The sequence below is a fragment of the Rhizobium sp. O111 genome (assembly GCF_055616315.1).
This window is the reverse complement of record NZ_JBSHXL010000001.1, coordinates 3,647,607-3,669,204: the sequence shown is the minus strand read 5'-3', so window position 1 is coordinate 3,669,204 and position 21,598 is coordinate 3,647,607. Positions and strand designations below refer to the sequence as shown.

The window sequence follows — 21,598 nt, the reverse complement described above, 5'->3', positions numbered from 1 at the left end:
GCCCGGCGAGCTTTGGAGTGCATTTCTAGACCTCCGAGCCTAGCGTTTCGATGTTCGCCCTAATCTTGCAATTTGAAGCGTGGGAAAAGTGCCATGGCATCCACCTTAGTCTTCAAGCTCACGCTGCCGTAGGCTCGCCCCGTGCTAGTTGGTGCATGCCCGCATATGGCATCCAAGACCTTCTCCTGTATGCCCGCTTCGAAGCCAAGACTCTTAAAGGTGTGCCGCCAGCCGTGGTTCGGCGCGACGTTGGGGTCTTTGACATACTCGCGGGCAAACTCTGCTAGTCGATTCTTCTTGCTTTGCCAGACCCCCGCGAACGACTTGCCGGGCCTGATGGTCATGAACAAGTAGCCGCCCGGGGCCTTCTCAACGAAATCCATGAAGCCCATCTCGATAAGGTGGACATGGAGCGGTACAGAGCGGAACTCCTTGCCTTTCACCGTGCCAGCCTCGGGCGTCAACCTCATGACCCACGCACCTGTGGCAGTGTCTTGGCTGAAGTCTTCGGTGCGAAGCTGCACAAGCTCGCCCACGCGGGCTCCCGAATATGCACAAAGCCAAGGCACCCAGCGTTTGGCCAAATCGGTCTGATTGGGTTTCGCCTTTCCCGCAAGAATCTTATTGGCCGCAGCCAGTAGCGCCCTGGCCTCTGCATCCGTGAAGTCACGATCCCTGACCTTCACCTTCTTGCCCAGCTTCAAGCCGACACCTGTGGCCGGATTGGAGGGAAGCTTGCGGTTTGCCACGGCCCAGTCAAAGACGGACTTAAAGGCGGTCAAATCGCTTGCCTTTACGGTCTTGGCGGAAACTGGCTTACCGGTCTTTGGGTTAGGCGTGGTGAGCCGGTGGTCTTTGTAAGCCACCACATCTTCCGGGGTCACCCGCGTCGCGTCGTCATGCTCCAAGAAAGAGCTGAAACCCTTGAAGGTGTTAGTGTAGCTCTCCCGAGTGCTCTCTGATTTGCCGACCGCCTTTGCCTCCGTCCACCATGACTCTACGAGACCCATAAGGGAGACCTTTGCGGTAGACACGAGCACGGGCGGCGTAGAGGCTTGCGGAGCGCTTTCCCAGAGAGGATAGCCAGACAGCTTGGCATCGGTGGAGTAGTCGCCAGAGAGCTTCCTGGCTCCTGTCTTCATCCCTTCCGCAATCGCTAGGGGTATCCTGGCTGTGAGGTGTGCAACAGACCGCTCGGATAGCGAAGGGATGCCTTTGAGCCTGCCCATACGTTCGGTAAGCTGCTCTAACTTCTGGCCTCCCGGAGGCTGGCTGAAAAATGCTGCCGGGTCTGCGGACGCCTGCTCGGCAAGCTCCTGCTCCATTTGGTCCCATTCTGTCACAAGATCGGGGTCTGTAAGGTGGTCGGTGTCTACGGCTCCTGTTTCTACGTTCACCGTGAGCATGCGTGAAGCATCGGGACCTTGTGCCCAGGAGGCGTGGGCCTCCCCGACAAGACTAGCAATCTGCCGTGGCGTCAGATCAACCGGCTGCCCAGCACGCACTTTCGCGAAGAATTCTTCCACATAGGTGAGAGCTTGGGCTTGCCTGATCCGAATGAGAGAGGGGTCTGACGTAGCTAAGGAGAAGCGAACGCTCTGCGTACTTGTGGTAACGGGGAAAGAGACGGTTGATTCACCCACCGGAACGAGCAGCGTTTGCCCCACCAACCGACCCTTAATGTCAGCGGGTATGCGCTTCACAAAGTAGGCGTTTGACGAGCCTTTCCCGATCATCGGACTTACCAATCGTAGGCGCATTGTTACTGACCTTTGTTACAAGGTATCCAATGCGCATCTTTTTGGAAAGGCTTAAACATTTGATCTGGCTAGCGATCAAAATGGAATGGTGCCCAGAAGAGGACTCGAACCTCCACACCCTTTCGGGTACCAGCACCTGAAGCTGGCGCGTCTACCAATTCCGCCATCTGGGCGACGGAGAGCCATGTACGGGGGTGGCCCGTTGGTGTCAACAGGGTTTTTGAAGTTTTTCTGACACCACGCAAAAAAGTCTAAGGCCAAGGCCGGGAAAGGTGGGTTTTTGGGCGTTCGGGGATTTCGGGCGGTGCCAAGAAAGCTTGGACGCACTATATGTCATTCAAGGAAAAGGATGGTGCGATGCGCGTTTTTCAGAAATTTCCGGTTGTTGTGATTCTATCCGTGATGCCGTTCAGCCAGGTTTCGGCCATGCCGATGGCGCCTGCTCCCGAAAATATCGGCAATCGCGATATCATCCGCGTGCAGACCATGTGCGATTTTCGCGGCTGCTTCACCTTCGGCAAGACGCAATCGTTCACGCCATCCTATGTGCAACCGAACTACCGGCCACCGACCGCAACGGGACCGACCTATTACCGCCCGCGCGAAATGGGCCCGGCGCCGCAATATTACAACCCGCAGCCGCCGACGCGCTATAGGCCGTCGCAGCCACAGACGCGAACGGCGCGGCCGAACACGCCCGATCGCAACTTCCATGTCGATTGGTGCCGCAACCAGTATCGCAGCTACAATCCTAGGACGGATCGCTTCGTGACCTATGAGGGAATCTACAAGACCTGCAACTCACCTTACGACTAGACACGAGCGAGCTGAGCGTGCCGGAGCTGCTTAGCTTTCCTTCGACGCTCGGTCGGTGTGGCCGAGGTCGCGATCGGGGTCGATGATATCGCGGATGCGCTGCTTCAGTTCCTTGGGGCCGGGGAAGCCGCCGTCGCGCTTGCGCTCCCAGACAAGCTCGTCATCGACGCGGATCTCGAAATTGCCACCGGTGCCGGGGATGAGCGCCACTTCGCGGAGGCTATCGGTGAAAGTCTGGAGCAGTTCCTGCGCCATCCAGCCGGCGCGCAGCAGCCAGTTGCACTGGGTGCAGTAGAGGATGGTCACGCGGGCTTTTTTCTCGGTCATGGGGGCTTTCCGTCGGGCTTCGGGCATGTCGTTCCAGTTGCGCCGAGCTTACGAAGTGGCCGGATGCCGCGCAACGGATATTGCAATGCGTGATGGCTTGGTGTTCTTCCTCAATCTGCAGCAAGACAGGAGATGCCGATGCGGGTTGCCATCATCGAGAACATGAAGAACACGCCGCTGGGTTCGCTCGGCATCGCGCTTGCCGAAGCCAAGGCGACGCTCGACATCTACCAGCCCTATCTCGACGGTCGGCTGCCGCAGAGCATCTTCGAGCACGACGCGCTTGTCGTGCTTGGCGGGGAGCAGGATGCGCTTGACGATGCGAACTACCCCTATCTGCCGGCGCTGGCACGGCTGATGCAGCGCTTTTGCGAGGCGGGCAAGGCGGTGATGGGCATCTGCCTGGGGTCGCAGATCCTGGCGCGCGCCTATGGCGCGGAAAACCATCTCGGCCGGCAGCTGGAGTTCGGCTGGAAACCTGTCGAGATGACGGAGGAGGGCAAGGCCGATCCGCTGCTTGCTGGTCTCGATGCCGATTTCACCACCTTCGAGTGGCACAGCGATACGTTCACGTTGCCTCAAGGCGCCTGCCTGCTTGCGACCAGCGTGCTCGTGCGCAACCAGGCCTTCCGGCTTGGCCGCGCGACCTATGGCACGCAATTTCATTTCGAGGCCAGCCGCGCGGTGGTCGAAGGGTGGAAGACGGGCTTCGAGGCGACGATCGAGCGCATGGAGCCCGGCTGGCTGAAACGCCACCCCGATCTCGCTCCCGTGGATGGCGCTGCAGCTGACGCCAGCGGCCTTGCGATCGCGCGCAACTGGGTTGCGATGATCGAGGTTGCGACCGCGAAAGAACCGGTCGCCGTCGGCGCCTGAGGAGACGCGAGCGCTGGCCTTCGTCGCCCGGCTTGCCTCAACCCGCTTTCAGGCCCGGGCTCGCATCGCCGCTCGTGAGCTCCGGCATCAGATCGGCGATCTTGACCACCTTGCCGCTGCGCGCGCTCGACAGCGCCGCGATCCCCGTCAGCACCGACATGGCGCCGGCGCGGGTGCCGGCGCGCTGGCCGAGGCGGTCTTCCATGCCGGGCTTGAAGATCATGTTGCGCATGCGGTCGTCGCCGCCATAGTGGCCGCCGGAGAAATGCGGCACGACGATGCGCTCGACCGGCTCCCTGCCCTTCGGAAAGTTGCGGATCAGGAGGATCGTATCCTCATCCGGCGTTTCCCAGGGCTGCTTTTCGAACTGGCGCAGCTCGATCCGCCCCTCGGTGCCGTTGAAGGCGATGTGGTGGCCTTCGATCGGCTGGAACGTGTTCAGCGAATAGGAGACGTGGACGTTGTTCCTGTAGCGCAGGCTGACGACCATGGTGTCGGGAATATCGATATCCTCGCGATAGACGCAGCCATCGCGGAAATAGCCGTCGATCTCGGAGGGGTCTTCATAGAGCGCATCGAGGAAGGGATCGGTCTCGAGGTCGAGGTAGTAATCGCACTCGCCTGAGTGCGGACAGAGCTTGCAGCGCGGGCCGCGGAACGGGCCCTTGCGGCCATAGTTCTGCAGGTCGGCGAAGGAGGTGACGGCCTCGGGGTCGCTGTCGAGATACCAGTTGAGCAAATCGAAATGGTGCGTCGCCTTGTGGACGAAGAGGCTGCCGGAATTTTCCGTATAGGCGTGCCAGCGGCGGAAATAATCGGCGCCGTGTTTCGTGTCGAGGTACCAGTGGAAATCGACGGAGGTGACGCGGCCGATCTCGCCTGAGGAGAGCAGCTCCTTGATTTTGGCGGCCGTCGGCGCATAGCGATAGTTGAAGGAGACGTCGACGCGCTTGCCGCTGCGTTTTTCGGCATCGAGGATGCGGCGGATCTTGCCGACTTCTGTCGTCATCGGCTTTTCGGTGATGACGTCGATGCCCGCCTCCAACGCGCGCACCACGATGTCGTCATGCGTATAATCAGGCGTGCAGACGATGACCATGTCGACCTCATGCTCGGCGAGCATGGCGTCGATATTCTCGTAGATCGGAGCGTTGCTGCCGATCATGGTGCGGGCGCGTTCGGCGCGCAGCGAATTGGTATCGACGATCGCCACCAGATCCACATGCTCGCGCCAACCGGCCAGCAATTCCTTGCCCCACATGGTCGTTCCGCGATTTCCGGTGCCTATCAGTGCGAAGCGGCGTTTCTCCATCGGATGATCCTCCTTCATGCGTGCGGAAACGAATATGTTGTTCTGCCAAATCAGATCCGGCAGCAGTCGTGAAAGCGCTCGACGCAGGTGCGGATCACCTCGTCGGCGGGGCGTTTCCACCAGTTCTCCGCCGAGAATATCTCGACCTCCTGCGCGCCGTGAAAACCGGCGCCTTCCACCATCCGTCTTATGCCCTTCAGGTCGATGACGCCATCACCCATCATGCCGCGGTCGGTCAGCATGTCCCGCGTCGGGACCAGCCAATCGCAGATGTGATGCGCGAGAATGCGCTTCAGCTGACCCGCGCGGCCGATCTGGCGCGCTAGATCGGGGTCCCACCAGACATGGTAGACGTCGATCGCAACGCCCACCCCCTCGCCCAGCGTCTCGCACATGTCGAGCGCCTGGCCGAGCGTGTTCACGCAGGAGCGGTCGGCGGCGTACATCGGATGCAGCGGCTCGATCGCCAGCGGCACGCAGCTCGCGCGGGCATGCGGCAGCGTGGCGGCGATGCCGTCCGCCACCATTTTGCGCGCCTCATCGATATTCTTCGATCCGCCGGCGAGCCCGCCGACCACAAGCACGAGGCAATCGGCGCCCAGAGCGGCTGCCTCATCGACGGCGCGCTTATTGTCGTCGATCGCCTGCTGGCGATCCGCCGCAGTGGCTGCCGGAAAGAAGCCGCCACGGCAAAGGCCGGTGAGCTTGATGCCGTTTTGGCGGACGATGCGCACCGCCTCGTCGAGCCCGATCTTGGCGATCTGATCGCGCCAGGGCGCGATGGAGGTGATGCCGTGTTTCAGGCAGAGATCGACGGCTTCGGCGAAGCCACATTGCTCGCGTATGGTCGCGAGGTTGATGGAGAGATCGTCTACCATGTTTGCCTTGCCCCGCTTACATGCGGGGCAACAGGCGCGATCACCATGAGTACATAGTGCGCTATATCAGGCATGGCTCAGAACTCCAGCACGGGCACATCGAGCCAGCGGCGTTCGGCCCAGGATTTCAGCCCGAGTTCGGCAAGCTGCACGCCCTTGGCGCCTGCTTCCAGACCATAGGGCCAGGGCGCATCCTCGGCGACATAGCGCAGGAACATCTCCCACTGCGCCTTGAAGCCGTTGTCGAAGGCCTGCGTGTCGGGCACCTCGTCCCAGGTCTTGTAGAAATCGATGGTCTGTGGCTGGTCGGGGTTCCAGACCGGCTTGGGCGTATTGACGCGGTGCTGGGTCCAGCATTTCGTCAGCCCTGCGACGGCCGAACCGTGGGTTCCGTCGACCTGGAAGGTGACGAGATCGTCGCGGCGCACGCGCACCGCCCAGGACGAATTGATATGGGCGATCGCCCCGCCTTCGAGCTCGAAGGTGGCATACGCGGCGTCATCGGTGTCGCAATGATAGGGCTTGCCCTGTTCATCGACGCGGGTGCCGATATGGGTGGCGCCGAGGCAGGAGACCGATTTGACCTCTCCGAAGAGATTGTCGAGCACGTAGCGCCAGTGGCAGAGCATGTCGAGAATGATGCCGCCGCCATCGGCCTTGCGGTAGTTCCAGGAGGGGCGCTGCGCCGGCACGCCCCAATCGCCCTCGAAGACCCAGTAGCCGAACTCGCCGCGCACGGAGAGGATCTTGCCGAAAAAGCCGCTATCGCGCAGCAGCGCCAGCTTGCGCAGGCCGGGCAGGAAGAGCTTGTCCTGCACGACGCCATGCTTGAGCCCCGAGCCGCGTGCCTTGCGGGCGAGCGCAATGGCGACTTCGAGATCATCCGAGATCGGCTTTTCGCAATAGACGTGCTTGCCGGCGTCGAGCGCGCGCGAGAGCAGCTCGGCGCGCATCAACGTGGTGCCAGCGTCGAAGAAGATGTGGTCGTCGGGATTCTTGAGGGCCGCGTCGAGATCGGTCGACCAGCGCTTGATGCCGTGGCGCTTCGCCAGCTCCTCCATCTTGGCGGCGTTGCGGCCGACGATGATGGGGTCGATCTCAAGCTTCTCGCCTGATTTCAGCGTCAGGCCACCCTGATCGCGGATCGCTAATATCGAGCGGACGAGGTGCTGATTGTAGCCCATGCGGCCCGTTACGCCGTGCAGAATTATTCCTAGACGTGCCATGTCTGCCTCCCTGCAAAACCGTGTTGCAATGCCGGACGCGCGATGCCGCGCGGCTCCTCCCGGCCAGTAACCAAACAGTTACTTGATGGCAGAGGAGAAGCGGCGCTGTCAATAGCCGGGGCTAAATTTCAGCGATCAGGCTTTGATCGAGGCGAGCGTGACGTGAACGATATGGCGTTCCCAGGCGTCGAGATTGCCCTTCTCCTGAAGGTCGCGGCCGAAGATGGTCGAGAGCGTGTACTGGTTGGAAATGTAGAAATAGCCGAGCGAGGCGATGGTCAGATAGACGTTCAGCGGATCGGCGGCCTCGATGAAGACGCCCGTCTTCTTGCCGCGATCGAGCACCTCGGTCAGCTCGACGATCAGATGCGAGTGCAGCTCCTTCAGCCGCACCGACTGGCGCAGCCAGCGGGCGCGGTGCAGGTTCTCGGTGCCGAGCAGGCTCAGGAATTCGGGGTGCCTCAGGAAATAGCGCCAGGTGAACAGAGCGAGCTCTGCGATCCCCTCTTCCGGGCTACGGTCGCCGATATGCAGCTCTCGCTCGGCGGTGCGGATGCCGACATAGGCCTCCTCCAGCACATGCAGATAGAGCTGCTCCTTGTCGCCGAAGTAGTGATAGAGCATGCGCTTGTTGGTGCCGGCACGCTCGGCGATGGCATCGACGCGGGCGCCGCCCATGCCATTTTCAGCGAACTCCCGGGTCGCGGCTTCGAGAATGGCGGCGCGCGTTCGCTCGGGATCGCGCTGCAAAACGCGCTCTTGGGAACGCCGCTTGGCCGGTTTCTTCTCTCCGCTGCCATCCATCCCTACTACCCTTTCCTTTAAACCTCGCGCTCATAGTTGTTTATGAACAGATTGTAAAAAGCCAAGCCTGACGATCCCGCCGCCACATGTCGCTTGACAGTCCCGGTGCTTCTTCATAGCTTGTAACCAAATAGTTATTTGTTGCAAGAGAAACCAGCCGGGAGCGTGTGGAGGCGCTCCCCAAGGGAGGAGGAAAAACAGATGACGTTTCGTGTGAGCAGACGCAATTTCGTTGCGGGAGGGGCCACGCTTCTTTCGCTGTCCGCACTGGGGCCAGGGGCTTTTGCCGCCGATGCCCGACTGCGGCTCTTGTGGTGGGGTTCGCAGCCGCGCGCCGACCGCACCAACAAGGTATCGGATCTCTACAAGGCGAAGAATTCAGGCACATCGATCACCGGCGAGTTCCTGGGATGGAGCGATTACTGGCCGCGCCTGGCAACGCAGGTCGCCGGCCGCAATGCGCCCGACGTGATCCAGATGGATTACCGCTATATCGTCGAATATGCGCGGCGCGGCGCGCTCGCCCCGCTCGAATCCTACATGCCGTCGAAGCTCAATCTCGACGATTTCGATCCGGCGCAGATCGAGGGCGGCAAGGTCGACGGCCATCTCTATGGCGTCAGCCTCGGCGCCAACTCGGCGGCAACCGTCGTCAACACGGTGGCGCTGCAGGAAGCCGGCGTCGAGATGCCTGATAACAAGACGACCTGGGAAGAGCTCGGCAAGATGGGCGCCGAGATCACCAAGGCCGGCAAGCGCAAGGGCTTCTTCGGCTTTGCCGACGGCAGCGGCGCGGAGCCGCTGTTCGAAAACTACGTGCGCCAGCGCGGCAAGGCGCTCTACACGGCGGATTCGAAGATCGCCTTCGGCGCCGACGACGCATCCGAGTGGTTCGACATGTGGGCCAAGTTCCGCGAGGCGCAAGCCTGCGTGCCGCCCGATGTGCAGGCGCTCTACAAGGACACGATCGACACCGCGCCGCTGACGCTCGGCAAGGCCGCGATCGACTATGCGCACAGCAACCAGTTCGTCGGCTTCCAGGCCGTGGTGAAGGACAAGCTGACGCTCAACAACTATCCGCTGATCAAGGCGGACTCGAAGGGCGGACACTACCGCAAGCCGTCGATGTTCTTCTCGGTCTCGGCGCAGTCCAAGGCGCTCGAACAGGCGGTCGACTACGTCAACTTCTTCGTCAAGGATCCAGAAGCCGCCAAGGTGCTCGATGTGGAGCGCGGCATCCCGGAATCCAAGGCGATGCGTGATGTCGTGGCCGGCATGCTCGACGATGTCGGCAAGATTCCGCTGAACTACGTGGCCAATCTCGGCGATCTCGCCGGGCCGCTGCCGCCGCCGCCTCCTTCAGGCGCCGGCGAAGGCCAGACCGTTCTGCGCCAGCTTGCCGAGCAGGTCGCCTTCGGCCAGGTCACGCCAGCCGATGCCGGCAAACAGCTTGTCGACGAGATCACGCGCCTTCTCGCGCGGGGTTGACCGACATGAGCAATGCGATGCGCGCGACGGCCGACCGGGCCGCGACGGCGGAGCAGTATCAGGGAGTGGTCGCCGACAGCCGTTGGCGACGCCTCCTTGCCGCCAACGGACCTGGATATCTCTTTCTTCTTCCATGGCTGCTCGGCTTCCTGGGGCTGACGCTCGGGCCGGCGCTGGTGTCGCTCTACCTGTCGTTCACGGATTTTGACATGATCCGTTCGCCCGAATGGGTGGGGGCGGCGAACTATGTGCGCATCACCACCGCGGACCCGAAGTTCGCGGCGGCGATGAAGGTGACGCTGACCTATGTCGTGCTGTCGGTGCCGTTCAAGCTGATCTTCGCGCTTCTGGTGGCGATGGCGCTCAACAAGGGCGTGCGAGGGCTGACCTTCTACCGCGCCGTCTTCTATCTCCCGTCGCTGCTTGGCGGCAGCGTGGCGATCGCGGTGCTGTGGCGGCAGCTCTTTGCCGGTGACGGCCTGGTCAACGCAGCACTCTCGCATATCGGCATCCAGGGGCCGAGCTGGATCTCGCATCCGAGCTACTCGATCTATACGCTGGTGGCGCTCAGCGTCTGGCAGTTCGGCTCGCCGATGATCATCTTCCTCGCCGGACTGAGGCAAATCCCGACCGACATGTACGAGGCGGCGAGCCTCGACGGGGCCTCGAAGTTCCGGCAGTTCTACAAGATCACCCTGCCGCTGCTGACGCCCGTCATCTTCTTCAACGCCGTGGTGCAGACGATCGACGCCTTCAAGGCGTTCACGCCTGCCTTCATCATCTCCGGCGGGTCGGGCGGGCCGATCAATTCGACGCTGTTCTACACGCTCTATCTTTATCAGGAGGCGTTCGGGAACTTCCGCATGGGCTACGCTTCCGCTCTTGCATGGATCCTGGTGCTGATCATCGCCGTGTTCACCGCCTTCTCGTTCCTGTCCTCACGCTACTGGGTGCATTACGATGACTAACGGGATCACATCCGCGGTCGCTGCGCCGCCATCCGACATCACCAAGCGCAGCCTGCCGGCCTCGATCGTCGTTCACACGCTGCTGATCTTGGCCTCGCTGCTGATGCTCTATCCACTCTTGTGGATGGTGTCGGCCTCGGTGCGGCCGGAAAACGAGATCTTCTCGTCGACCTCGCTCATTCCGTCGTCGATCGATTTCACATCCTATGTGCGCGGCTGGAGCGGGCTCGACATCACCTTCGGGCGCTTCTTCTGGAACTCGCTGGTGATTTCGCTTCTGACGGTGACCGGCAATGTGGTGGCCTGTTCGCTGGCGGCTTACGCCTTCGCGCGGCTGCGCTTTGCCGGGCGGAACTTCTGGTTCGCGATCATGCTCGGCACGCTGATGATCCCCTATCACGTGACGCTGATCCCGCAATATGTGCTGTTTCTGAACCTCGGCTGGGTAAACACCATCCTGCCGCTGGTCGTGCCCAAGTTTCTCGCCAGCGACGCCTTCTTCATCTTCCTGATGGTGCAGTTCTTCCGCGGCATTCCGCGCGAACTCGACGAGGCGGCGATGATGGATGGCTGCAGCGCCTGGCGGATCTACTGGAAGATCATGCTGCCGCTCTCGCTGCCGGTGCTGGCGACGGCGGCGATCTTCTCCTTCATCTGGACATGGGACGATTTCTTCGGGCCGCTGATCTACCTCAACGACATGGACACCTACACGATCCAGCTCGGCCTGCGCACCTTCGTCGATTCGAGCAGCACATCGGACTGGGGCGGGCTGTTCGCCATGTCGACGCTGACGCTGGTGCCGGTGTTCTTCTTCTTCCTGTTCTTCCAGCGGCTGTTGATCGACGGCATCGCCACCACGGGCATGAAGCGTTGAGAACGGCTGCAATGAACATGCCAAAGAGACCTACCCCATGAGCATAAAGAGAGTTGCGATCATCGGCTGCGGCATCGGCCGCTCGCATATCGTCGAGGGCTACCTGCCACATCCCGACAAGTTCGAGGTGGCTGTTCTCTGCGACCTCAACGAAGCGAGACTTGCCGAGGTGGCCGACGAGTTCGGGATCGCCGGACGCACCACCTCGTTTGCCGAGGTTCTGGCCGACGAGAGCATCGACATCGTCGACATCTGCACGCCGCCCGGCATCCATCTTGAGCAGGTGGTGGCGGCCCTTCAGGCGGGCAAGCACGTAATCTGCGAAAAGCCGCTCACCGGATCGCTATCAGGCGTCGACGAGATCATGCGCGTCGAAAAGACCGCCAGGGGCGTGCTGATGCCGATCTTCCAGTATCGCTACGGCGACGGCGTGGAGAAGGCGAAGCGGATCATCGAGGCTGGGATCGCGGGCAAGCCATACATGGGCTCGGTCGAGACCTTCTGGCTGCGCACGCCCGCCTATTACGCCGTTCCCTGGCGCGGCAAGTGGGCAACCGAGCTTGGCGGCGTTCTGGTGACGCATGCGCTGCACCTGCACGACATGCTGCTGCACCTGATGGGGCCGGCCAAGCGCGTCTTCGGCCGTGTGGCGACCCGCGTCAACGACATCGAGGTCGAGGACTGCGCCTCGGCGAGCCTGCAAATGGAGAATGGCGCCTTCGTCTCGCTGTCCTGCACGCTCGGCTCGCAGCAGGAAATCAGCCGGCTCAGGCTGCATTTCGAGAACGTCACCTTCGAGAGCAACCACGAGGCCTATTCGCCAGGCAAGGACCCATGGACGATCCTTGCCGCCAATGACGAGGTGCAGCGCCGGATCGACGCCGTGATCGGCGACTGGCAGCCGGTGGCGCCGCGCTTCACCAACCAGATGGCGCATTTCCACGCCCACCTCGAAGGCAACGGCCCGCTGCCCGTCAGCACCCAGGATGCGCGGCGGGCGCTGGAGCTCGTGACCGCCATCTATCAATCGTCGGACAGCGGCCAGGATATCGCCCTGCCTGTCGGACCCGACAGCCCGAAATACGCCGACTGGCGCGCAAGAACCCGGTAACGGACCAGATAAGGAAACCCAAGAGATGGCAACAAGCGTCGTTCTTCAGAAGGTCGAGAAACGCTATGGCGCGCTTGACGTCATCCACGGCATCGATCTGGCGATCGATCCGGGCGAATTCGTCGTCTTCGTCGGACCGTCCGGCTGCGGCAAGTCCACGCTGCTTCGTATGATCGCCGGGCTGGAGGAAATCTCCGGCGGCGCGCTGATGCTCGATAACGAGCGGATGAACGAGGTGGCGCCGGCCAAGCGTGGGATCGCCATGGTGTTCCAGTCCTACGCGCTTTATCCGCACATGTCTGTTTACAAGAACCTCGCTTTCGGGCTGGAGACGGCCGGCTACAAGAAGGCTGATATCGAGCCGAAGGTGCAGCGCGCCGCTCAAATCCTGCAGATCGAGAAGCTGTTGCAGCGCAAGCCGAAGGCGCTTTCGGGCGGACAGCGCCAGCGCGTCGCGATCGGCCGCGCCATCGTGCGCGAACCGCGCATCTTCCTGTTCGACGAGCCGCTCTCCAATCTCGACGCCGAACTGCGCGTGCAGATGCGCGTGGAAATCTCGCGGCTGCACCGCAGCCTGGGGAATACGATGATCTACGTCACCCACGACCAGGTGGAGGCCATGACCATGGCCGACAAGATCGTTGTGCTGAACTCCGGCCGCATCGAGCAGGTGGGCGCGCCGCTCGACCTCTACAACCACCCCGCCAACCGCTTCGTCGCCGGCTTCATCGGTAGCCCGAAGATGAACTTCCTGCAGGGCAAGATCGAAAGCGTCGGCGGCAACGAGACAACGATCAACGTCTGCGGCAACAGCGTGCGGCTGCCGCGCCGCGTGACCGCGCAGGCGGGAGAAAGCGTGACCTTCGGCATCCGCCCGGAGCATCTGTCGCTGATCGACAAGGGCGGCATCGCGCTGTCATCAGTTAACATCGACCTTCTGGAAAACCTTGGCGGCGCGACGATGCTCTACACGACGACGCCCGACAAGCAGCAGCTGACGATCGCGCTCGACGGGCAGCAGAAGGTGGAGCGCGGCGCCAATGTCACCGCCTATTTCGACCCGGCGCGCTGTCATGTCTTCGACGGCGCGGGCAGCACCATTTAGGCCGCTTGACAGCACAGCCGGCTCTGGCCAAGATTTCAATAGGATAGGCCGCGAGGGGTACAGCGTGACGCCTGAAGACCGTATACATGCGCTTGGCATATGGAATGGTCCGATCGATATCTCGGCGATCACGGGAGGCATCACCAACCGCAACTATCTGGTCCGCGACGGCGCGCTGAAGCGGGTCGTGCGGCTGGGCGACGACATCCCCGTCCACCACATCAGTCGATCGAACGAACTGGCGGCGAGCAAGGCGGCGCATGCGGCGGGGCTCTCGCCCGCGGTCATCCACCACGCGCCGGGCGTGCTGGTGCTCGACTACATCGAGTCACGAGCGCTGACGCCGGAGGATCTGCGCGACGCTGTTACGCTGGAGCGCGTGATCCCGCTGGTGCGCGCATGTCACCACGATATCGCGCGGGAGTTTCGCGGCACGGCCACGATCTTCTGGGTGTTTCACGTGGTGCGCGACTATATCGCGACGCTCGATGCCGCCGGCAGCCCGTATCATCAGCTGTTTCCCGATCTCCTGATCAAGGCGGAGCGGCTGGAGCAGGCGGCCGGGCCTTTCGAGATCGCCTTCGGCCACAACGACATGCTGGCCGCAAATTTTCTCGACGACGGCCAAAGGCTCTGGCTGATCGACTGGGACTATGCCGGCTTCAATACGCCGCTCTTCGATCTCGGCGGGCTCGCCTCCAACAACGAGTTTTCCGAGGATGCGGAGCGGGCAATGCTAGAGGCCTATTACCAAAAGCCGCTGACGCCGGATCTCTGGCGACGCTACCAGGCGATGAAATGCGCCTCTCTCTTGCGCGAGATGCTGTGGAGCATGGTGTCGGAAATCCATTCGACCATCGATTTCGACTACGCCGCCTATACCGCCGAAAACCGCGCGCGCTTCGAGCGCGCCTATGCCGAACAGGATCAATGACATGACGAAGGAATTGCCCAGGACCGCCAAGGTTGTCGTCATCGGCGGCGGCATCATCGGCTGCTCGACGGCCTATCATCTCGGCAAGCTCGGCTTGACGGATACCGTGCTGTTGGAACGCAAGAAGCTGACCTCGGGCACCACCTTCCATGCCGCCGGCCTCGTCGGCCAGCTCAGGACCAGCGCCAACATCACCCAGCTGCTCGGCTATTCCGTCGATCTCTACAAGCGGCTGGAGGCCGAGACCGGGCTCGGCACCGGCTGGAAGATGAATGGCGGACTGCGGCTTGCCTGCAACGAGGAACGCTGGACGGAAGTGAAACGGCAGGCGACCACGGCGCAATCCTTCGGGCTCGACATGCAGCTTCTGACGCCGCAGGAAGCCTTCGATCTCTGGCCGCTGATGACAACAGACGACCTGATCGGCGCCGCCTATCTCCCGACCGACGGCCAGGCCAATCCCTCCGACATCACGCAGGCGCTCGCCAAGGGCGCGCGCATGGCCGGCGTCTCGATCTTCGAGGATACCGAGGTGATCGACCTTGAGATCGACAAGGGCCGCATCCGCGCCGTCATCACCGAGCATGGCCGCATCGAATGCGAGCGCGTCGTCGTCTGCGCCGGGCAATGGACGCGCAGTTTCGCGGCGCGCTTCGGCGTCAACGTGCCGCTGGTCTCGGTCGAACACCAGTACATCATCACCGAATCCTTCGGCGTGCCCTCCAATCTGCCGACGCTGCGCGATCCCGACCGGCTGACCTATTACAAGGAAGAGGTGGGCGGCATCGTCATGGGCGGCTACGAGCCGGACCCGATCCCCTGGGCGACATCGGGCATCCCTGACGGTTTCCACTACACGCTGCTCGACAGCAATTTCGACCATTTCGAGCAGATCATGGAGCAGGCGCTCGGCCGCGTGCCTGATCTCGAAAATGTCGGCGTCAAGCAGCTGTTGAACGGGCCGGAGAGCTTCACGCCCGACGGCAACTTCATTCTCGGCGAAGCGCCGGAGCTCAAGAACTTCTTCGTCGGCGCCGGCTTCAACGCCTTCGGCATCGCATCGGCCGGCGGCGCCGGGATGGCGCTGGCGGAGTGGGTTTCCAAGGGCGAGCCGCCCTACGATCTCTGGCCGGTCGATATCCGCCGCTTCGGCCGCCCGCATTTCGATACCGACTGGGTGCGCACCCGCACGCTGGAAGCCTATGGCAAGCACTACACGCTGGCCTTCCCCTTCGAGGAATATTCCAGCGGCCGCCCGTGCCGCAAATCGCCACTCTACGACCGGCTGAAGGCGCAGGGCGCATGCTTCGGCGAAAAGCTCGGCTGGGAGCGGCCGAACTGGTTCGCCGATCTCTTCGCCAACGAGGAACCGAAGGACGTCTATAGCTACGAAAGGCAGAACTGGTTCGAGGCGGTGGGCCGCGAGCACAGGGCGGTGCGCGAGGCGGCGGTGATCTTCGACCAGACCTCGTTCGCCAAGTTCACGCTAAAGGGCCGCGACGCGGAAAAAGCACTTTCCTGGATATCAGCCAACGATGTCGCCAAGCCGGTGGGCTCGCTCGTCTACACGCAGATGCTGAACGACAAGGGCGGCATCGAATGCGATCTCACCTGTGCGCGCATCGCCGAGGACGAATATTACATCGTCACCGGGACTGGCTTTGCCACGCACGACTTCGACTGGATAGCCCGCAATATTCCTGACGACCTGCATGCCGAACTGGTCGATGTGACCTCGGCCTATTCGGTATTGGCGCTGATGGGGCCGAATGCGCGCGCGGTGCTGGAGAAGGTCACAGGCAGCGACGTCTCCAACGCCGCCTTCCCCTTCGGTCGCGTGAAAACCATCGGCATCGCCGGCTGCCCGGTCAGGGCGCTGCGCATCACCTATGTCGGCGAGCTCGGCTACGAGCTGCATGTGCCGATCGAATACGCCACGACCGTCTATGACGCGCTGATGGCGGCGGGTGCTCCGCTGCATCTCGTCAATGCCGGCTATCGGGCGATCGAAAGCTGCCGACTGGAAAAGGGTTATCGCGCCTGGGGCTCGGATATCGGGCCTGACCATACGCCGATTGAAGCCGGGCTCGGCTGGGCGGTGAAGACGAAGAAGACCACGCCGTTTCGCGGCCGCGAGGCGATCGAGCGGCAGCTGGCGTCGGGCGTCAAGAAGATGCTCGCCTGCTTCGTGCCTGATGATCCAGACGTGGTGCTGCTCGGCCGCGAGACGATCTACCGCGACGGCAAGCGCGTCGGCTGGCTTTCCTCGGGTGGCTTCGGCTACACGGTGGGCAAGCCGATCGGCTACGGCTATGTGCGCAACGCCGAGGGCGTGAGCGAGGAATTCGTGCTGTCGGGCCGGTATGAGCTTGATGTCGCGCGGGTGCGGGTGCCGTGCAAGGTGTCGCTGACGCCGCTTTATGATCCCGAGATGGCGCGGGTGAAGGCGTAAACCTTCTACCCGCTCCGATCAGAACAACGGCAGCTTGTTGTCCTGGATCAGAATGTCGAGCTTGTTGGCCACGTCCTCGGTCCAGGCGAGGTCTTCTGTCAGCGCGGCTGGGAACAGCCCGGGGAGCGTGAACAGCGCGGCGGCGACGGCGCCGCCGTTGCGGGGGATGTCCGCCAGCAATGCCGCGATCTCGGTGGCGCGGGGGTCGCGGAGTTCGTAGGCCTTGCCGTTGCGGTCGATACCAAGCGCGTAACGCATCCAGGCGGCGACGGCGATTGCGTAGGTTTCCGCCTTGCTACCATCGGCCAGTGCTTCCGTGGCCGGCTCCAGCAGGCGCTGCGGCAGCTTCTGGGTGCCGTCCATGGCGATCTGGTAGGTGCGGTGGGCGATCGCCTTGTTTGCAAAGCGGGCTGTCAATTCGTCGGCATAGGCTTCGAGATCGATACCGGGGACTGGATCGAGCGTGGCTGCGGCGGCGTTCATGTGGCGGCGGGCAAGGGCTGCCAGGCCTGTGTCGTCCATCACGTCGCGGATGAATTCATAGCCGCCGATATAACCGAGATAGGCGAGCAGCGAATGCGCGCCGTTCAGCATGCGCAGCTTCATCTTCTCATAGGCCGAGACATCCTCGACCATCAGCGCGCCGGCCTTTTCCCATTGCGGGCGGCCATTGGCGAAGCGGTCCTCGATAACCCATTGCGTGAAGGGCTCGGTCTCGATCGCGACAAGATCGACGCGGCCGATAAGCGTTTCTGCATCGCGATAGGTCGCCTCGGTGCTGGCCGGCGTGATGCGGTCGACCATGGTCGAGGGGAACGGGACGTTGCTCTCGATCCAGGCTTTTAGCTCGGGATCGACACGGCCGGCGAAATCGATGACGAGGCGCTTCAGCACAGCGCCGTTGCTCGGAAGATTGTCGCAGCTGAGAGGGGTGAACGGTGCTACGCCCTTGGCGCGGCGGCGGGCGAGGCCCTCGACGAGATAGCCGATGACGCCGCGGGGCGCGTGGCGGTTTGCGAGGTCGGCTGCGATATCCGCATGCTTGAGATCGAGACCGCCGATGGCGGCATCGAAGCCATAGGCCTTTTCGGTCACCGTCAGGCTGACGATGCGGATGGCGGGGTCTTCGAGCCGTGCCAGCAGTTCGTCGGGATTGCGGGTCGCGACATGCGCCTTGAGGATCGGCCCCATGACATGCGCGACCGTGCCTTCCGTGTCCCGCACCAGCATGGTGTAGAGGCCGTTCTGCTCGTTCAGATGATCGGCGACATCGGCGGTGCGCAGGCTTGCCACCTCGATCCCCCAATCGCCGCCGCCAAGCGCCAGCGCCGCATCCGTATAGGGCGCGAAGTGGGCGCGGAAGAAAGCGCCGGGGCCGAGATGCAGGATGCCCGGCTTCAGCACATCCCGGTTGAAGGCGGGGAGCTTGGCTGTATGTGCGAGGCCGGTGAGGCGCGTCAGTCGTTCGGTCACAGCTTGTAGGCCTTCTTGGCGTTGCCGTAGGAGAGATCGGCGGCGGCGATTGCCGCATCCTGGCGCGATATCCGGTGCTCGGCCGCCAGCGTCGCCAGGAAGCCGCAGACTTCGCGGCGCCAGACATCATGACGGGCGGGGATGGAGAGCAGCGCGCGGGTATCGTCGTTGAAGCCGGCCATGTTGGCGAAGCCTGCCGTCTCGACCACCTGGTCGAGATAGCGGCGAATGCCGGCCGGGCTGTCGTGGAACCACCAGGGCGGGCCGATCATCAGGCACGGCCAGTGGCCGGCCATCGGCGCCAGTTCGCGGGCGTAAGTGGTTTCGTCGAGCGTGAAGAGCAGGACGCGAAGACCCGACGCATGGCCGTATTTCGCCAGAAGTGCCGAGAGCCCGCCGACCCAATCGGTCGGCGTCGGGATATCGGCGCCCATGTTCGGTCCGCGCGTCTGGAAGAGTTCGCGGTCGGTATTGCGGCGCGAGCCGGCGTGGATCTGCATGACCATGCCGTCTTCCGCCGAAAGCCCGGCCATCTCGGTCAGCATCTGGCCACGGAAGAGCTCGGCCTCGCCTTCTTCGAGCGTGCCCTTGTGCGCCCGGTCGAGCAGCCGCTGCTTGTCCGAATGCGGAAGATCGGCGGTGAAGGCGGTGGGGACGCCGTGGTCGGTGGCAGTGGCGCCGAACTGGCGGAAATAGGCGCGGCGCTTGCGATGCGCGTCGATCAGGCCATCCCAGTTCGCGACGTCGCAACCGGTGAGCTCGCCGAGCTTGACGAGATTTTCGCGGAAGCCGACGGCATCGGGATCGGTGACGCTATCGGGGCGATAGGTGGTGCGCACACGGCCGATCCAGCCGTCCTCGGCCATCTTCTGGTGGTGCGGGAGCTGATCGAGCGCGCCCTCGGTGGTAGCGATCGTTTCGATGCCGAAGCGCTTGTGGAGCGCGCGGGGGCGGAACTCCGGCAGCGCCAGCTGCGCGTTGATGTGATCGTAGAGCGCGTCGGCATTCCCTGATGTCAGCGGCTCCTCGCAGCCGAGCACGGCCGACATGGCGTGATCGACCCAGAGGCTGGACGGCGTGCCGCGGAAGAGATGATAGTGCGCGGCGAAGGTGCGCCAGATGTCGCGGCCGGACGAAACGGGCTTGCCGTCGAGGCGGGGAACGCCGAGATCGTCGAGCTTGACGCCGACGCTGTGCAGCATGCGGAAGAGATAATGATCGGGAATGACGAGCAGCGAGGCGGCGTCCTCGAAGGGCTTGTCGTCGGCGAACCAGGAGGGTTCGGTGTGCCCGTGCGGGCTGACGATCGGGAGCCCGCTGACGCTCTCGTAGAGCTCGCGCGCTATGCTGCGCGTTGCCGGATCGGCCGGAAAGAGCCGGTCCGGATGCAGAAATCCATTGCCGATATCCATCTTTATTCCTCCCTGGTACCTACCGGCCTAGCGCACAAAAAAAGATGCGGCAAGGGCTTTTAGTAACCAAACGGTTCACTTTGTGAATCGGCGGCGGCCCCTCTCGAAACGATTGACCTTGCGGCCTATTTCCGCTTTGGAGAGCGCAATCACATGACCGGTTCATCTGGCCGGTCGTGGCAAGGAGAGCCCGATGTCTGATCAGACCGATCGTATCACCCAACTCGAGGAAACCGTCGCCCATCAGGCAAAGACGATCGAGGAACTGTCCGACCAGCTGACGGAACAGTGGAAGGTGGTCGAGCAGACGCGCGCCAAGCTGGACCGTCTGACCGAGCGCTTCCTTTCGCTCGAGGAACAAGCGCTGGAAGCACCGGCGATCACAAAGCCGCCGCACTACTGATCGTCACAGCCTTTCCTCACAGCCTTGCGCTTCGATGTCGCGATCCTTATATAAGCGCTCGTGAGGACGACCTCCGCCGTATGGGCTTAAACTCGGGACGACCCGGCATATTCCCATAGGGGCATTTCATGAGATCCGTCTCCGACCGTATCCGCCACGCCATCAGCTTTGAACTCATTGGTCTCGCCATCATCACGCCGCTCGGCGCGTTCGCCTTCGGCATGCCGATCGCCGATATCGGCGTCGTCGGCGTTGCGAGCGCCACGGTGGCGACGGCGTGGAACTACCTCTACAATCTCGGCTTCGACCATGTGATGCAGCGCCTCACGGGCGGCACGAAGAAGAGCCTTGCTGTACGCGTGCTGCATGCCGTGCTGTTCGAGGGTGGTCTGCTTGTGGCGCTGTTGCCGCTGATTGCCTGGTATCTCGGTGTCAGCCTGCTGCAGGCTTTCATGATGGACGTGTCCTTCGCGCTTTTCTATCTGGTCTACGCCTTCGTCTTCAATCTGGCGTATGACCGGATTTTCCCGCTGCCGGACTGGCAGACGAAGGCGCCGGACGCCGTGCGCGGCTGATCGGCGCCACCCGCGCCAAATGGCGTGGTTTGCGATCGCCGCTTTCGGGTCTATATAGCGCCAGAACATTGTTACTCAGCGAAAGACGACAGCATGGCCGCGACGATCCGTTACCACGAAGGCGACATTTCCGCCGCCGATGCAGCCCGCTATACCGGCGCGATCGCGATCGATACCGAAACGCTCGGCCTCGTGCCGCGCCGCGACCGGCTCTGCGTCGTCCAGCTTTCGCCGGGCGACGGTTCCGCCGACGTGATCCGCATCGCGGCCGGTCAGACGGAAGCGCCGAACCTTGTGGCGCTTCTATCGGACCCGACGCACGAGAAGATCTTCCATTACGGCCGCTTCGACATCGCCGTGCTCTTCAATGCTTTCGGCGTGACGACGACGCCGGTGTTCTGCACCAAGATCGCCTCGCGCCTCTGCCGCACCTATACGGACCGGCACGGGCTGAAGGACAATCTCAAGGAGATGCTCGAGGTCGATATCTCCAAGACCCAGCAATCCTCCGACTGGGGAGCGGAGACGCTGTCGCAGGCGCAGCTCGAATATGCGGCGTCCGATGTTCTCTATCTGCATGCGCTGCGCGACAAGCTGACCCACCGCCTCATTCGCGACGGGCGGTTCGAGCATGCGACCGCATGCTTCGCCTTCCTTCCGACCCGCGCCAAGCTCGACCTGCTCGGCTGGGACGAGACGGATATTTTCGCGCATAGCTGAGATTGCTTGCCGGCTTCTCACCAAGCAAAGCCTAAGTGTCCCGCCACGCACCGAATGATTAGTGCTTCGTTAACGGTGAAT

General features: G+C 62.6%; 20 protein-coding genes and 1 tRNA gene. 12 read left to right on the top strand and 9 right to left on the bottom strand.

The features are described 5' to 3' along the window. Positions 1-59: 59 nt before the first annotated feature. Both ACVTFQ_RS18300 and ACVTFQ_RS18295 read right to left on the bottom strand, forming a co-directional pair. Complete coding sequence (locus tag ACVTFQ_RS18300) at positions 60-1,406, bottom strand: tyrosine-type recombinase/integrase (RefSeq protein ID WP_162718073.1); 1,347 nt, start codon at positions 1,404-1,406, stop codon at positions 60-62. 440 nt (positions 1,407-1,846) lie between these two features. After that, a tRNA-Leu gene (locus tag ACVTFQ_RS18295) sits at positions 1,847-1,933 on the bottom strand. A 184-nt stretch (positions 1,934-2,117) separates the two neighbouring features. Between ACVTFQ_RS18295 and ACVTFQ_RS18290 the strand changes: the two genes are divergently transcribed. Continuing rightward, positions 2,118-2,576 carry a BA14K family protein gene (locus ACVTFQ_RS18290; RefSeq protein WP_111563256.1) on the top strand — a complete coding sequence of 153 codons (459 nt, stop codon included), beginning with the start codon at positions 2,118-2,120 and terminating at the stop codon, positions 2,574-2,576. A gap of 30 nt (positions 2,577-2,606) precedes the next feature. On the opposite strand, the gene ACVTFQ_RS18285 is transcribed toward ACVTFQ_RS18290, so the two are convergent. Continuing rightward, positions 2,607-2,903, bottom strand: a complete 297-nt coding sequence (locus ACVTFQ_RS18285) for an Rdx family protein (protein WP_111563075.1) — start codon at positions 2,901-2,903, stop codon at positions 2,607-2,609. 138 nt (positions 2,904-3,041) lie between these two features. Between ACVTFQ_RS18285 and ACVTFQ_RS18280 the strand changes: the two genes are divergently transcribed. Beyond that, positions 3,042-3,779 (top strand): type 1 glutamine amidotransferase, encoded by a 738-nt coding sequence (locus tag ACVTFQ_RS18280; protein ID WP_111563074.1) that lies wholly within the window; start codon positions 3,042-3,044, stop codon positions 3,777-3,779. Between the two features lie 37 nt (positions 3,780-3,816). On the opposite strand, the gene ACVTFQ_RS18275 is transcribed toward ACVTFQ_RS18280, so the two are convergent. From ACVTFQ_RS18275 to ACVTFQ_RS18260, 4 genes are all read right to left on the bottom strand, one after another. Next, positions 3,817-5,091: a Gfo/Idh/MocA family protein gene (locus ACVTFQ_RS18275; RefSeq protein WP_111563255.1), complete on the bottom strand. Its 1,275-nt coding sequence runs from the start codon at positions 5,089-5,091 to the stop codon at positions 3,817-3,819. 50 nt (positions 5,092-5,141) lie between these two features. Further along, positions 5,142-5,969 carry a sugar phosphate isomerase/epimerase family protein gene (locus ACVTFQ_RS18270; protein WP_111563073.1) on the bottom strand — a complete coding sequence of 276 codons (828 nt, stop codon included), beginning with the start codon at positions 5,967-5,969 and terminating at the stop codon, positions 5,142-5,144. 77 nt (positions 5,970-6,046) lie between these two features. Next, entirely contained in the window at positions 6,047-7,195 is a 1,149-nt protein-coding gene (locus tag ACVTFQ_RS18265; RefSeq protein WP_111563072.1) for a Gfo/Idh/MocA family protein, read from the bottom strand. A gap of 135 nt (positions 7,196-7,330) precedes the next feature. Beyond that, positions 7,331-7,999 carry a TetR family transcriptional regulator gene (locus tag ACVTFQ_RS18260; protein ID WP_111563071.1) on the bottom strand — a complete coding sequence of 223 codons (669 nt, stop codon included), beginning with the start codon at positions 7,997-7,999 and terminating at the stop codon, positions 7,331-7,333. A 201-nt stretch (positions 8,000-8,200) separates the two neighbouring features. On the opposite strand from ACVTFQ_RS18260, the gene ACVTFQ_RS18255 reads away from it, so the two are divergent. The 7 genes from ACVTFQ_RS18255 (at position 8,201) to ACVTFQ_RS18225 (ending at position 16,934) form a co-directional block, all read left to right on the top strand. After that, positions 8,201-9,487, top strand: a complete 1,287-nt coding sequence (locus tag ACVTFQ_RS18255) for an ABC transporter substrate-binding protein (protein WP_111563070.1) — start codon at positions 8,201-8,203, stop codon at positions 9,485-9,487. Positions 9,488-9,492: 5 nt separating this feature from the next. Continuing rightward, positions 9,493-10,455, top strand: coding sequence for a carbohydrate ABC transporter permease (locus tag ACVTFQ_RS18250; protein ID WP_026283119.1), 963 nt, complete (start codon positions 9,493-9,495; stop codon positions 10,453-10,455). Continuing rightward, on the top strand, positions 10,448-11,332 hold the full coding sequence (locus tag ACVTFQ_RS18245; protein ID WP_111563069.1) for a carbohydrate ABC transporter permease: 885 nt from the start codon (positions 10,448-10,450) through the stop codon (positions 11,330-11,332). The genes ACVTFQ_RS18250 and ACVTFQ_RS18245 overlap by 8 nt, the downstream gene beginning before the upstream one ends. 37 nt (positions 11,333-11,369) lie before the next feature. Beyond that, positions 11,370-12,443 carry a Gfo/Idh/MocA family protein gene (locus tag ACVTFQ_RS18240; protein ID WP_111563068.1) on the top strand — a complete coding sequence of 358 codons (1,074 nt, stop codon included), beginning with the start codon at positions 11,370-11,372 and terminating at the stop codon, positions 12,441-12,443. Positions 12,444-12,468: 25 nt separating this feature from the next. After that, positions 12,469-13,548: an ABC transporter ATP-binding protein gene (locus ACVTFQ_RS18235; RefSeq protein WP_111563067.1), complete on the top strand. Its 1,080-nt coding sequence runs from the start codon at positions 12,469-12,471 to the stop codon at positions 13,546-13,548. A 64-nt stretch (positions 13,549-13,612) separates the two neighbouring features. After that, a complete protein-coding gene (locus ACVTFQ_RS18230; RefSeq protein ID WP_111563066.1) occupies positions 13,613-14,482 on the top strand; it encodes a phosphotransferase in 870 nt (289 codons plus the stop codon). 1 nt (position 14,483) lies between these two features. Then, the gene (locus ACVTFQ_RS18225; RefSeq protein WP_113177836.1) at positions 14,484-16,934 is read left to right on the top strand and encodes an FAD-dependent oxidoreductase; all 2,451 of its coding nucleotides are present in this window, start codon (positions 14,484-14,486) and stop codon (positions 16,932-16,934) included. A gap of 18 nt (positions 16,935-16,952) precedes the next feature. Here ACVTFQ_RS18225 and ACVTFQ_RS18220 read toward each other — a convergent pair whose 3' ends face one another. Together ACVTFQ_RS18220 and uxaC are read right to left on the bottom strand one after the other, a co-directional pair. Next, positions 16,953-18,407: a mannitol dehydrogenase family protein gene (locus ACVTFQ_RS18220; protein WP_111563064.1), complete on the bottom strand. Its 1,455-nt coding sequence runs from the start codon at positions 18,405-18,407 to the stop codon at positions 16,953-16,955. Then, entirely contained in the window at positions 18,404-19,819 is a 1,416-nt protein-coding gene (gene uxaC / locus ACVTFQ_RS18215) for a glucuronate isomerase (RefSeq protein WP_111563063.1), read from the bottom strand. Before uxaC ends, ACVTFQ_RS18220 begins: the two co-directional genes overlap by 4 nt. Positions 19,820-20,012: 193 nt before the next feature. Here uxaC and ACVTFQ_RS18210 point away from each other — a divergent pair, with 193 nt between their 5' ends. The 3 genes from ACVTFQ_RS18210 (at position 20,013) to ACVTFQ_RS18200 (ending at position 21,517) form a co-directional block, all read left to right on the top strand. Further along, positions 20,013-20,222: a SlyX family protein gene (locus tag ACVTFQ_RS18210; RefSeq protein ID WP_111563062.1), complete on the top strand. Its 210-nt coding sequence runs from the start codon at positions 20,013-20,015 to the stop codon at positions 20,220-20,222. Positions 20,223-20,350: 128 nt separating this feature from the next. Continuing rightward, on the top strand, positions 20,351-20,797 hold the full coding sequence (locus tag ACVTFQ_RS18205) for a PACE efflux transporter (protein WP_111563061.1): 447 nt from the start codon (positions 20,351-20,353) through the stop codon (positions 20,795-20,797). Positions 20,798-20,890: 93 nt separating this feature from the next. Next, positions 20,891-21,517, top strand: a complete 627-nt coding sequence (locus ACVTFQ_RS18200) for a ribonuclease D (RefSeq protein ID WP_111563060.1) — start codon at positions 20,891-20,893, stop codon at positions 21,515-21,517. Positions 21,518-21,598: the final 81 nt, after the last annotated feature.